Source organism: Variovorax sp. GW821-FHT10C12, from assembly GCF_059415405.1.
Genome location: NZ_JBWKNE010000001.1, coordinates 1,468,797 through 1,481,108 on the forward strand (window position 1 = coordinate 1,468,797; position 12,312 = coordinate 1,481,108).

The 12,312-nt window shown below is 68.5% G+C and carries 13 protein-coding genes; 1 reads left to right on the top strand and 12 read right to left on the bottom strand.

From position 1 onward, the window contains the following. The first annotated feature begins 18 nt into the window (after positions 1-18). The gene (locus AC07OH_RS06945) at positions 19-705 is read left to right on the top strand and encodes an FMN-dependent NADH-azoreductase (RefSeq protein ID WP_495300088.1); all 687 of its coding nucleotides are present in this window, start codon (positions 19-21) and stop codon (positions 703-705) included. Between the two features lie 33 nt (positions 706-738). Here the strand turns inward: AC07OH_RS06945 and AC07OH_RS06950 are convergent, their stop codons facing one another. The 12 genes from AC07OH_RS06950 to AC07OH_RS07005 all read right to left on the bottom strand — a co-directional run bounded on the left by AC07OH_RS06950 (position 739) and on the right by AC07OH_RS07005 (position 12,271). Continuing rightward, positions 739-1,644: an SDR family oxidoreductase gene (locus tag AC07OH_RS06950; RefSeq protein WP_062471360.1), complete on the bottom strand. Its 906-nt coding sequence runs from the start codon at positions 1,642-1,644 to the stop codon at positions 739-741. Between the two features lie 117 nt (positions 1,645-1,761). After that, on the bottom strand, positions 1,762-2,700 hold the full coding sequence (locus AC07OH_RS06955; protein WP_495300089.1) for a glutathione S-transferase family protein: 939 nt from the start codon (positions 2,698-2,700) through the stop codon (positions 1,762-1,764). Positions 2,701-2,732: 32 nt separating this feature from the next. After that, positions 2,733-4,373 carry an isovaleryl-CoA dehydrogenase gene (locus AC07OH_RS06960; RefSeq protein ID WP_495300090.1) on the bottom strand — a complete coding sequence of 547 codons (1,641 nt, stop codon included), beginning with the start codon at positions 4,371-4,373 and terminating at the stop codon, positions 2,733-2,735. A gap of 31 nt (positions 4,374-4,404) precedes the next feature. Beyond that, positions 4,405-5,421 (bottom strand): NADP-dependent oxidoreductase, encoded by a 1,017-nt coding sequence (locus AC07OH_RS06965; protein WP_492677075.1) that lies wholly within the window; start codon positions 5,419-5,421, stop codon positions 4,405-4,407. A 24-nt stretch (positions 5,422-5,445) separates the two neighbouring features. After that, positions 5,446-5,916, bottom strand: a complete 471-nt coding sequence (locus AC07OH_RS06970; RefSeq protein ID WP_082817985.1) for a PaaI family thioesterase — start codon at positions 5,914-5,916, stop codon at positions 5,446-5,448. Between the two features lies 1 nt (position 5,917). Further along, the gene (locus AC07OH_RS06975; protein WP_159276960.1) at positions 5,918-6,718 is read right to left on the bottom strand and encodes an SDR family oxidoreductase; all 801 of its coding nucleotides are present in this window, start codon (positions 6,716-6,718) and stop codon (positions 5,918-5,920) included. Between the two features lie 70 nt (positions 6,719-6,788). Continuing rightward, complete coding sequence (locus AC07OH_RS06980) at positions 6,789-8,186, bottom strand: DUF2252 domain-containing protein (protein ID WP_495300091.1); 1,398 nt, start codon at positions 8,184-8,186, stop codon at positions 6,789-6,791. Then, the gene (locus AC07OH_RS06985; protein ID WP_495300092.1) at positions 8,176-8,478 is read right to left on the bottom strand and encodes a Dabb family protein; all 303 of its coding nucleotides are present in this window, start codon (positions 8,476-8,478) and stop codon (positions 8,176-8,178) included. Before AC07OH_RS06985 ends, AC07OH_RS06980 begins: the two co-directional genes overlap by 11 nt. Before the next feature lie 21 nt (positions 8,479-8,499). After that, positions 8,500-8,739, bottom strand: a complete 240-nt coding sequence (locus AC07OH_RS06990) for a hypothetical protein (RefSeq protein ID WP_489056765.1) — start codon at positions 8,737-8,739, stop codon at positions 8,500-8,502. Between the two features lie 2 nt (positions 8,740-8,741). Further along, positions 8,742-10,595: an acyl-CoA dehydrogenase gene (locus AC07OH_RS06995; RefSeq protein ID WP_495300093.1), complete on the bottom strand. Its 1,854-nt coding sequence runs from the start codon at positions 10,593-10,595 to the stop codon at positions 8,742-8,744. A gap of 18 nt (positions 10,596-10,613) precedes the next feature. After that, complete coding sequence (locus AC07OH_RS07000; RefSeq protein ID WP_390343895.1) at positions 10,614-11,093, bottom strand: PaaI family thioesterase; 480 nt, start codon at positions 11,091-11,093, stop codon at positions 10,614-10,616. A gap of 2 nt (positions 11,094-11,095) precedes the next feature. Further along, positions 11,096-12,271 (bottom strand): acetyl-CoA C-acyltransferase, encoded by a 1,176-nt coding sequence (locus AC07OH_RS07005; protein ID WP_070060672.1) that lies wholly within the window; start codon positions 12,269-12,271, stop codon positions 11,096-11,098. Positions 12,272-12,312 lie beyond the last annotated feature (41 nt).

Consider the following 12,312-nt stretch of genomic DNA (forward strand, 5'->3'; position numbering starts at 1 on the left):
CCAACCGAGGACCACGCCATGACCACCACCACCCTGCTCCATATCGATGCCAGCCCCCGTTCCGGCCGTTCAGGCTCGGTCGTCCACGGCTCGCATTCGCGGCGCCTGAGCCACCACTTCGTCAGCACCTGGCAGGCGGCCCGTCCGCAGGACGAGGTGATCTACCGCGACTTCGGCACCGCGCCGCCGCAGGCGGTCACCGGCGACTGGATCCACAGCGCCTACACGCCCGCCGAAGCGCGCGAGCCCTGGATGCACGAGGTGCTGGCCGAGAGCGACACCTTCATTGCCGAGCTGCGCCGCGCCGACGTGATCGTGATGGGCACGCCCATGTACAACTACAGCGCCCCGGCCACCGTGAAGGCGTGGATCGACAACATCGTGCGCGTCGGCGAGACCTTCGACATGGACCCGAGCCTGGACGACCCCTACGTGCCGCTGCTGGCCGAGCGCCCGCGCCGCACCGTGCTGCTCACCGCGCATGGCAGCAGCGGCTTCAGGCCCGGCGGCATGCAGGCGCATCTGAATTTCCTGGTGCCGGGGGTGAAGGCCGCGCTGGGCCTGGTCGGGCTGCGCGAGGTGCACGACATTGCGGTCGAGCACGCGGAAGACCAGGGCGACCTGCTGGAGCGGTCGATGGCCGAGGCGCTGTCGGGCATCGAGCAATTGGTGCGCGACCTGCAGGCGAAGGTGCAGGCCGGCTGAAGGCGGCCCGCGAGGGGCCGCCTCAGGAAGAGATCAGGCGGAACGCAGCTGCTCGCGCAGCTTCTGCCCGATCTCGGGGCGCTCCAGGAACGGGTCGGCCGGGTTGGTGATCGACACGATGTTCTCCATGCGGCTCTTCACGTTGCCCAGCGCCTTGGGGTGGCTGAACACGTAGAACTGGTTGTCGCTGATGGCTTCGAACACCTTGTGCGCCACCTCGGCGGCCGTGATCTTGCCGCTGCTCACCGCCTTGTTGCTCATGGCCTGGCCGATGAGCTGGCTCTTGGTGAGCTCGGTGTCCTTCGGTGCGTTCGGGCGGTTGCGCTCGCTGCTCGTGATGCCGGTGGGCACGAAGTACGGGCACAGCAGGCTGGCGCCGATCTGGTCGGTGACCAGGTTCAGGTCTTGGTACATGGTTTCGGTCAGGCTCACGACGGCGGCCTTGGCCGCGTTGTAGATGCCCATGTTGGGCGGCGTGAGCAGGCCGGCCATGCTGGCGGTGTTGGTGATGTGGCCGCGGTAGCTCGGGTCCTTGGCGGCGGCCTCGAGCATCATGGGCGTGAACAGGCGCACGCCGTGGATCACGCCCCACAGGTCGACGCCCAGCACCCATTCCCAGTCGGCCACGGTGTTTTCCCACACCAGGCCGCCGGCGCCCACGCCGGCGTTGTTGAACACGAAGTGCGGTGCGCCGAAGCGTTCCTTGACGGCCGCGGCCAGCGCTTCCATCTGGGCCGCGTCGGACACGTCGACCTTGCGCGCCAGCACCTGGACGCCCAGGGCTTCCATTTCTGCCTTGGCCTTGTCGAGTGCGTCCTGCTGCACGTCGACCAGCACGAGGTTCATGCCGCGGGCGGCCCCGATGCGCGCGCATTCGAGGCCGAAGCCCGAGCCTGCGCCGGTGAGTACGGCGGTCTTGCCCTTGAAGTCCTGGATCATTTGCCGGTGTCCTTCTTGCTGAATGTGTCTGACGTTGAAACGGAAGCCGCTATTGAAATACGGAACCGCCGCGCGCGCAGTCACGAAGGTGCCCGTCGCACGCGGATCTTTCGGTCATCAGGCCTCTGCTTTCTTCAACACATAGCCGATGCGCGGAAAGTGCACATGCACCCTGCCCGTGCGCTCACTGTTGCGCTCCAGCGTGTAGTGCGTGCGCGTGGCGGCCACCAGGATGCCCGGCGTCTCTTCGAGGCCGAAGCTCTCGGCACGCAAGGTGACGGCGCTGCCCAGGGGAATGCCGTGGTCGTCCTGGAAGGTGCTGTCGGTCAGCAGCGTGTGCGGCGTGGCGGCCTTGGCGACGGCGATGGCCTCGTCGCTGGAGAACTTCGACGACGTGCCGTGGCCGATGGCCGCCATGCGGTCCATCCAGTCGACCACCGCGGGCGTCAGATCGAGGATGCCCTTCACCGCTTCGATGCGGCGCGTGTACCAGAGCGGGTGGTAGGCCGAGAAGTCGGCAATGCTGGGCACTTCGCCCAGCAGGAAGGGCTTGTCGTCGAGCATGTCCGACAGGCGGCGCAGGTACGACTTGTAGGCGCTGGTGGCGTCGGCCGGGCGCAGGCGCGTCATGTTGCCGGCGCTCATCTTGCCGCGGTCTTCGCCGAAGGCCTTGATGGCTTCAGGCGGCGCCTTGGCGAACACCTCGGCGGCGCCCCTGGGCTGCAGGTTCCAGGCCATGGCGGCCCAGAACAGCGAGGTGTCGGCCCATTGCGCGAGGATGCGCGACATGCCCTTCTCGGGCTCGGGGTAGAGCGTGGGCTCGGGCTGCAGGTGCTCCAGCACGTCGGCGATGAGCGCGCTGTCGCAGTACATGTCGGCGCCGATTTGCAGGAACGGCGTCTTGCGGTAGCCGCCGGTGAGCACCTCCACGTCGGGCTTGGGCATGATCGGCGGAATGAAGACCGACTTCCACGGCAGCTTCTTGGCGCCGAGGATCAGGCGCACCTTCTCCGAGAACGGCGAGGTGGTGTAGTGGTGAAGGATGAGGTCGGCCATGGTGTCTTTCGTGGAGGTGTTCTTGTCGGGGTTCAGCGCGGCTGCGCCCGCTGGATGATCGAATCGAAATCGGTGCCCGCGCCCAGCGTGCCGAAGGCCTGGCCCCAGTCGCCGCCCAGGCGCGAGGCGCAGAAGGCATCGGCCACGGCGGCGGGCGCGGTCTGCACCAGCAAGGCGGCCTGCACGGCCAGCGCCACGTCTTGTGCCAGGCGGCGTGCCTCGGTCTCGGAGGCCATGGCCTCGATGCGTGCGGGCAAGGCGTCGGCCAGGCGGTCGAGGGCGGCCTGCTGGCCGCGCGCGGGGGCCAGCTCGTGCGCCAGCGCGGCCACGGCGTCGCCCTTGCGCAGGCCGCGCAGCAGGTCGAGCGCCATGATGTTGCCGGCGCCCTCCCAGATGGAGTTGAGCGGCATCTCGCGGTAGATGCGCGCGAGGATGCCCTCGCCGCCCTCTTCCACGTAGCCGTTGCCGCCCAGGCACTCCATGGCCTCCTGCGCGAAGTGGCTGCCGCGCTTGCAGATCCAGAACTTGGCGACCGGCGTGAGCAGGCGCGCCATCAGGTTCTCGTGCGCGTCAGTCTGGCGGTCGAAGGCCCGCGCGAGGCGAATGGCCAGGGCGGTGGCGGCCTCGCTTTCGAGCGCGAGGTCGGCCAGCACGTTCTTCATGAGCGGCTGTTCGACCAGCGGCTTGCCGAAGGCCTGGCGCTGCGCCGTGTGGTTCAGCGCGATGCCCAGCGCCTGGCGCATGAGGCCGCTGGTGCCGAGCGAGCAGTCGAGCCGCGTCATCGTGCCCATCTCGAGGATCTGCGGAATGCCGCGTCCCTCCTCGCCCACCAGCCAGGCGCTGGCACCGTGGAACTCGACCTCGGAGCTGGCGTTGGCCTTGTTGCCGAGCTTGTCCTTCAGCCGCTGGATGTGGATGGCGTTGCGTGTGCCATCGGGCAACACGCGCGGCAGGAAGAAGCACGACAGCCCGGCCGGCGCCTGCGCGAGGATGAGGAAGGCGTCGCACATCGGCGCCGAGAAGAACCACTTGTGGCCCGTGATCGCGTAGCGCTCGCCCCAGGCGTCGCTGCCGTCGCGCACGGCCTGCGTGGTGTTGGCCCGCACGTCGGAGCCGCCCTGCTTCTCGGTCATGCCCATGCCCATGGTCACGCCAGGCTTGTCGTGCAGCGGCTTGAGCGCGGGGTCGTACCAGAGGCTGGCGAGCTTCGGGCCCCAGTCGGCATGCACGCCCGCGTTGTCGCGCAACGCGGGCGTGACGGCGTAGGTCATCGAGATCGGGCACAGGATGGACGGCTCCAGCTCGGTGAAGAGCATGAAGCCCGCCGCGCGCAGCACGTGCGGCGAGGCGGACGTGCCGGTCCACGGCGTGCCGTGCAGGCCCACGCCGACCGCGGCGGTCATCAACGCGTGGTAGCTCGGATGGAACTCCACCTCGTCGATGCGACGGCCGAAGCGGTCGTGCGTGTGGAGTTCGGGCGTGTGGATGTTGGCCAGCCGCGCATGCGTCTGCATGGCGGCCGAGCCGAGGGTGGCGCCCAGCTCGTGCAGCTGCGTGGTCTGCAGCGCGGGCGCGTTGAACTTCAGCGCATCGCGCAGGGGGCGGTGGGTGTCGAAGAGGTTGTAGTCGACCAGCGGCGTGGGCTGGTTGAAGACCTCGTGCGTCGTGTCCATAACCGGCCTCCTTGCCGTGCGTTTCAAGCCATCAGATGAGCTTCACCAGTTGCTTGCCGAAATTCTTGCCCTTGAGCAAACCCAGGAAGGCCTCAGGGGCGGATTCGATGCCCTGCGCGATCGACTCGCGCGGCTTGAGCTTGCCCGTGCCCACCAGCGTGCCGAGTTCGGTCAGCGCCTCGGGCCACACTTCCATGTGCTCGCTGACGATGAAGCCCTCGATCTTCAGGCGGTTGATGAGGATCAGCGCCGGGTTCGCCAGCGGCAGCGGCTGGCCGTCGTAGCCCGCGATCATTCCGCACAGCGCCACGCGCGCGAACGCGTTGGTGCGCAGCAGCACGGCGTCGAAGATGTAGCCGCCGACGTTCTCGAAGTAGCCGTCGATGCCGTTCGGGCAGGCTTCCTTGAGCGCGGCGCTCATGGTCTTCACGTCGGGGTGCTGGCGGTAGTCGATGCAGGCGTCGAAGCCGAGCTCGTCGGTCACGTACTTGCACTTGTCGGGGCCGCCCGCGATGCCGACCACGCGGCAGCCGCGCGCCTTGGCCAGCGCGCCGAAGGCGCTGCCCACGGCGCCGCTGGCGGCGGTGATGACCACGGTTTCACCGGCCTTGGGCGCGATGATCTTCACGAGGCCGTACCAGGCCGTCACGCCGGGCATGCCCACGGCGCCGAGGTAGTGCGACAGCGGCACGTGCGTGGTGTCGACCTTCTTGAGCGCGCCGGGCTGCGAGGCATCGACCACGCTGTATTCCTGCCAGCCGCCGAAGCCGACGACCTTGTCGCCCACGGCGTACTTGGGGTGCTTGCTCTCGACCACTTCGCCGACCGTGCCGCCCTGGAACACCTGGCCCACGGGTTGCGGCTGCGCGTAGCTCTTCGAGTCGTTCATGCGCCCACGCATGTACGGGTCGAGGCTCATGTAGTGGTGGCGCACCAGCACCTGGTTGTCGGCGAGTGCGGGCGTCTCGACAGTCACCAGCTTGAAGTTGCTGGCCGTGGCTTCGCCCTCGGGGCGGTTGTCGAGGTGGATCTGCTTGTTCGTGGGCATGGAAGTCTCCGGGGGAATGGGGTGTCAGTCGGTCGATGGCGGACGCATGGCGTTCGCGCTCGCAGGGCCGGTCGGCAGCCGGCGCTTCACGTACTTGAAGGTGCCGGTGGCATGGGCGCACACGCGCTCCTGCTCGTCGTAGATCTTGGCTTCGGTGAAAGCCAGCGTCGCGGTGCGGTGCAGCAGCGTGCCGCGCGCGTGCAGCGGGCCGACCGACGGCTGCATGAAGCTGGTCTTCATCTCGATGGTGACCACGCCGGTCTCGGGCGCCACGCTGCGCGCGGCGGCCGCCATGGCGATGTCGAGCAGCGTCATGCAGGCGCCGCCGTGCGTCACGTCGAAGGTGTTCAGGTGCTCGGGCTTGGCGGTGTAGATGATCTCGGACTGGCCGTCCTCGAACTTCGTGAGCTCGAAGCCGAGGTGGCGCGCGAACGGAATCTGGCTCGTGTACGAGCGGATGTTGATGTCGCTGGATTTTTCAGGCGAATCGGACATGTCAGGCCGCACCCAGCACCACGCTCACGCCGCCGTCCACCGCGACCCACTGGCCGGTGATGTGCTTGCCGGCGTCGCTCGCGTACAGCAGCGTCAGGCCCTTCAGGTCTTCGTCGTCGCCCAGGCGGCCCAGCGGTGCCGAGGCGGCCATGTGCTCTTCGCCCAGGGTCTTGATCAGGCCGGCCGCCATCTTCGTCATGAAGAAGCCCGGGCAGATCGCGTTGACGTTGATGTTGTACTTGCCCCATTCGGCGGCCAGCGTCTTCGTGAAGCCGATCACCGCGGTCTTCGAGGTGTTGTAGGCCAGCGTCTGCATGCCGGGCGGGTTGCCGTTCAGGCCCGCGATCGAGGCGATGTTGATGATGCGCCCGCGCTTCTTCGGGATCATGTAGCCGTTGGCAACCTGCTGCGCCAGGATGAAGTAGCCGCGCACGTTGAGGTTCATCACCTTGTCCCAGGCCTCGACCGGGTGGCTCTCGGCCGGCGAACCCCAGCTGGCGCCGGCGTTGTTGATGAGGATGTCGATGCCGCCCATGCGCTGCAGGGTCTCGTCGGCCAGGCGGCGGGTGTCTTCTTCCTTGGAGCAGTCGGCGGCGATCCAGCGCGCGTCGATGCCGGCGGCCTGCAGCTCGGCGGCGGCCTGCTCCAGGTCGTCGGCCTTGCGCGAGCTCAGCATGATCTTCGCGCCAGCTTCGCCCAGCGCATGGGCCATCTGCAGGCCCAGGCCGCGCGAGCCGCCGGTGATGAGGGCGGTCTGGCCCGTGAGGTCGAACAGCTGTTGGGTGGTGCGGGGCTTCGTCATGTCGGTGTCTCCGGTGTGGATGATGAAAGAAGAGGGTTGCGTTGGCTGTGAAGGCGGTGGCTTCGGGCCGTCAGGACGCGGTGTCGTCGGCCTCGACGGCGGCGGCCTTGCCGGCGGCCACGGCTTTTTTCAGTCGGCGCCAGTCGGCCTGGTTCACGTCGGCATAGCCTTCGGCGAAATCGGCGAGCGCCGTGTTGAAGCTCTTGGCGCGCCCCAGGTAGCCGTCGATGGCCCAGGCGTCGCCGCCCTTGGCATGCGCGCGGGCCAGGCTGTAGCCGCAGGCCTCGGCGAACTCGAGCAGGTCGACCGGCTTGAAGTCCTCGAGCTTGTAGGAGGCCTTCATGTCGCGCAGCTGCCGCACGTAGAAGCCGCGCCCGCCCGGTCCCTGGGCCCAGCCCAGGAAGACGTCGCTGGCGGCCTGTGCGAGCCGCTGGCCCTGCACCACGCGCTGGCCCGGCGACGCCGTGTCCGGTGCCGCGCCCAGCGGGGCTTCGAGCACCGACTCGCCGGCCTCCTTGCACTGCAGGAACAGCGGGTGCGCGCGGTCGGCCACGAACAGCAGCAGGAAGCAGCGCCGGCCGACCGAGCCGACGCCGGGCGTGAGCACCGCGACATCGTGCAGCTCGTAGCGGTCGAACAGCCGCTGGCGCTCGGGCGGCAGGCTGGCGCGGTACTGCGCCAGGAAGGCCGGCAGTCCGGCGCGGAAGCGCTTGATTTCACGCGCCGTCGCGCGGGCGTCGTGGTACACGAACGGCGGCTGGTCGCGGATCATGAGGCGGCCGTCGACCGTCTCGGTCGCGCTGTCGGCGAACACGCGCGAGGTGCTGCGGCGCGCCTTCTTGATGACCGCGAGCTCGGTCGCGTCTTCGGCGCCGAGCTTCAGCAGGGTTTGCGAGGTGAGCCGCGCGTACCAGGCCTCCAGCGTGTCCATGCGCGCGAAGGCCCGCATGCGGTCGCGGTAGGCCTCGGCCAGCTGCTGCACGGCCTCGCGCCCGATGCGCGGCTTGAAACCCCGGTCGCGTGCGGCCACCACGAACGAGGTGGCCAGCCGGCGCACGTCCCAGTCGAAGGGCCCTTGCAGGGTTTCGTCGAAATCGTTGATGTCGAAGACCAGCGCGCGCTCGGGGCTGGCAAAGAAGCCGAAGTTCGCGAGGTGTGCATCGCCGCACAGCTGCGTCGCGATGCCACTGTGCGGCAGCCTGGCGAGGTCGTTCGCCATCAGGCTGGCGGCACCGCGGTAGAACGTGAAGGGGCTGACCAGCATGCGGCCGTGGCGCACCGGCACCAGCTCGGGCACGCGGCCGTGGTTGGACGCCTTCAGCCAGCCGAGCGGATCGCGGTCGGTGGCGTCGGGCCGGGGCACCTGCGCCCACTGGCCAAGCGCACAGCGCTGGCGCTGCGCACGGCCGAACGCCCGCCGTTCGGCCGGTGAGGCCGTGGCGTCGGGCGCGTGGGGTTCAGAGCTCATAGTCCATGCACTGGCGGGCTTCTCGGACGGCGCTGATGAAGGGCTTGAGCGCCACGTGCTGGGGATGGTCCGCATAGGCCGCCAGCGCGGCGGCGTCGGTGAATTCCGAATTGAGGATCAGGTCGTAGGTGGCCTCGAGCCCGGGCTGGGCAATGACCACCTCGAAACGGTGCGTGCCGGGCGAGAGCGTCGCGCAGGCGTCGAGCAGCGCCTTGGCCTTGAGCAGGTTGGTCGCCTTGTCGGCGCCCTCGGCGTGCTCCTTGAACTTCCACATCACGATGTGCTTGAGCATGGTCGGTCCTTGCCTTGTTTCTTACTTGAGCCGCGAACGCACGTAGATGAGCACGACGCCCACCGCGGCGACCACGGCGCCGGGCACGGCCATCGACCAGCCCAGCGCGGGCTCGGTGCGGCCCGTGGCCACCCCCAGGATCACGAGAAACAGGCCGCCGTAGATCAGGATCCAGATCCACTTCTCGAGCCGCGCATGCGGCTTGGGAGGTTTCGGCGGTTGGGCGGCGGGCGGGGGTGAGTTCGGGGCGGCGTTGGCCATTGTCAGAAAGCGTCCTCGGGCAAAGCGGTACAGGTCGGGTCACGGGTTTCGACCACCTGGAGCCAGGCACCGATTTTCGGCAGCTCGTAGTGGAAGAAATAGTCCGTGGCGCCGATCTTGCCAGCTGTTACCGCCCTCGCCTTCTGTGCGTCGATTTCCAGGGCCCGCAGCGCCACGTCGAGCCAGAGCCAGGCCAGCACGGTGTGGCCGAAGGCCTGCATGTAGGGCACGGCGTTGGCCAGCGCGTCGGCCGGGTCGCCGGTGGACCAGGCAGCTTCCGTGGCGCTGCCGATGCGCTGCAGCGCGGCACCCAGCGCCTTGGCATGCGCCGCCAGCGCCGGCACCTTGGCCGCGCGGCCGATGGTCTCGGTGACGCGCCCAGCCAGCAGCTGCAGGCCGCGGCCCTTTTCCATCAGCACCTTGCGGCCCAACAGGTCGGCCGCCTGGATGCCGTGCGTGCCCTCGTGGATCATGTTCAGGCGGTTGTCGCGCCAGTACTGCTCCACCGGGAAATCGCGCGTGTAGCCGTAGCCGCCGTGCACCTGGATCGCCAGCGAATTGGCCTCCAGGCACCACTCGCTGGGCCAGCTCTTGGCGATGGGCGTGAGCACCTCCAGCAGCAGACGAGCGTCGTCGGCCGTCTGCGCATCGCCGGTCTTCTGCGTGTCGACCAGGCGGGCGCAGTACAGCTCCAGCGCCAGCGCGCCCTCGCAGTACGCCTTCTGGGCGAGCAGCATGCGGCGCACGTCGGCGTGCTCGATGATGCGCACCTGCGGCGCGGCCGAGTCCTTGACCACGGCGGCGCCGGCGGCTTCTGGCTTCTTCACCAGCCGCCCCTGCGGGCGGCTCTTGGCGTAGTCGAGCGAGGCGTAGTAGCCGGCCATGCCGAGCATGGTGGCGGCGGTGCCGACGCCGATGCGGGCCTCGTTCATCATGTGGAACATGCAGTGCAGGCCCTTGCCGGGCGCGCCGACCAGGTAGCCCACCGCGCCAGCCTTGCCGCCGACCGGGTACTTGCCCTCGCCGAAATTCAATAGCGTGTTGGTGGTACCGCGCCAGCCGAGCTTGTGGTTCAGGCCGGCCAGCGCCACGTCGTTGCGCTCGCCGGTGAGCTCGCCCTGCGTGTCCACCATGCGCTTGGGCACGATGAACAGCGAAATGCCGCGCGTGCCCGGAATGAGCTTGCCGTTTTCGTCGGGAATCTTGGCCAGCACGATGTGCACGATGTTCTCGGTCAGCTCGTGGTCGCCGGCCGAGATCCACATCTTGTTGCCCGTGAGCCGGTAGCGCGGGCCCAGCGGGTCGTCTTGATAGTCGGCGCCGTCGGGCACGGCGCGCGTGGCCACGTCGCTCAGCGACGAGCCGGCCTGCGGCTCCGACAGGCACATGGTGCCGGCCCAGCGGCCCGAAAATTCATTCTTGGCAAACACCTCTTTCTGCATCTCGGTGCCGTGCACCATGAGCAGGTTGGCGTTGCCGCTGGTGAGCATGTTCGAGCCGATGCTCACCGAGGCCATCGCGAAGAAGCTGTTGGCCGCGGCCTGCACCGTGTACGGCAGCTGCATGCCGCCGATCTCGTAGTCCTGGGCGGCGCTCAGCATGCCGGACTCGACGAAGGCCTTGTGCGCGTCGTGCGTGGCCTGCGGCAGGATGACCTTCTCGCCGTCGAAATGCGGCTCCTGCGTGTCGACGGTGCGGTTGAACGGCGCGTACTTTTCGCGCGCGATGCGCTCGCAGGTGTCGAGCACGGCGTCGAAGGTCTCGCGCGAGTGGTCGGCAAAACGCTCGCTCTGATTGAGCTTCTCGGCGTCGAGCCAGTCGTAGAGCAGAAAGTCGAGGGTGGGACGCAGGCTCATGGTGATGTCTTCTTCAGGCTACGACTTCGCGGGTGACGAAGTCTTCTTCGGGGAATCGGGCAGCGTGGCGATGGTGCCCTGCGCCAGCGCGCAGAGCTTCTCGGTGCCGTCGTCGGCCACCGCCACCACCTCGCAGGTGCACACGGCCTGCGAGCTGCCGGTGTGCACGGCCCGGGCGCGCGCAATCAGCCGCTGGCCGATGGCGGGCCGCACGTAATTGATCTTGAATTCGGAGGTCACGACCGGCACGCGCAAGGCGCTGCCGCCGGCAAAGGTGAGCGCGTTGTCGGCCATGTAGCTCACGATGCCGCCATGGGCGAAACCGTGCTGCTGCTTCAGCTGCGCGCCGAGCGGCAGCTGGAGCTCGGCATGGCCCGGCGCGAGCGCATGCAGCTCGGCGCCGATCAGCACGCTGAAGGGCTGCGCGGCCAGCACGCTGCGCCCGTAGGCCAAGACGGCTTCGGGCGAGACCTCCTGGTCATTGCCCAAGCCGGACATGGTTACAGGACCTCGAACACGCCCGCAGCGCCCATGCCGCCGCCGATGCACATCGTGACCACGACCTTCTTGGCGCCGCGGCGCTTGCCTTCGATGAGCGCGTGGCCCGTGAGGCGCTGGCCGCTCACGCCGTAGGGGTGGCCCACGGCGATGGCGCCGCCGTTGACGTTCAGGCGGTCGCCCGGAATGCCCAGCTTGTCGCGGCAGTAGATGACCTGCACGGCGAAGGCTTCGTTCAGCTCCCACAGGTCGATGTCGTTGACCGTGAGGCCCAGGCGCTTGAGCACCTTGGGAATGGCGAAGACCGGGCCGATGCCCATTTCGTCGGGCTCGCAGCCGGCCACGGCGAAGCCGAGGAAACGGCCCAGGGGCTTCAGGCCCTTCTGTTGTGCGTACTTCTCGTCGACCACCACGCAGGCGCCGCCGCCGTCGGAGAACTGGCTGGCGTTGCCGGCCGAGATCAGGCCACCGGGCATGGCCGAGCGGATGCCGCTGATGCCTTCCTTGGTGGTGCCGGGGCGGATGCCTTCGTCGTTCTCGATCGTGACTTCCTTGGTGCGCAGGCCCATCACGGGGTCGGCCACGCCGGCCAGCACGGTGATGGGGGCGATTTCAGCCTTGAAGAGACCGGCTTCGAGCGCGGCGGTGGCGCGCTGCTGGCTCTGTGCGCCGTACTCGTCCATGGCGTCGCGGCCGATGTTGTAGCGCTTGGCGACCTGCTCGGCGGTCTGCAGCATGTTCCAGTAGATCTCGGGCTTGTGCTTCACGAGCCACGGGTCGGCCAGCATGTGCGTGTTGGCTTCGTTCTGCACGCACGAGATGCTCTCGACGCCGCCGGCCACGTACACGTCGCCCTCGCCCGCGATGATGCGCTGGGCGGCGGTGGCGATGGTCTGCAGGCCCGACGAGCAGAAACGGTTGATGGTCATGCCCGAGGTGGTGACCGGCAGGCCGGCGCGCAGTGCGATCTGGCGCGCGATGTTGGAGCCGGTGGCGCCTTCAGGCGTGGCGCAACCCATGATGACGTCGTCGACCGAGGCCGGGTCGATGCCGGCGCGCTGCACCGCGTGCTGCACGGCATGGCCGCCCAGCGTGGCGCCGTGGGTCATGTTGAAGGCACCCTTCCAGCTCTTCGCGAGCGGCGTGCGGGCGGTGGAAACGATGACGGCGCTGGTCATGGTGAGGTCCTTTGAAGATGGAAGGGAAAAGAGGGTGTGGT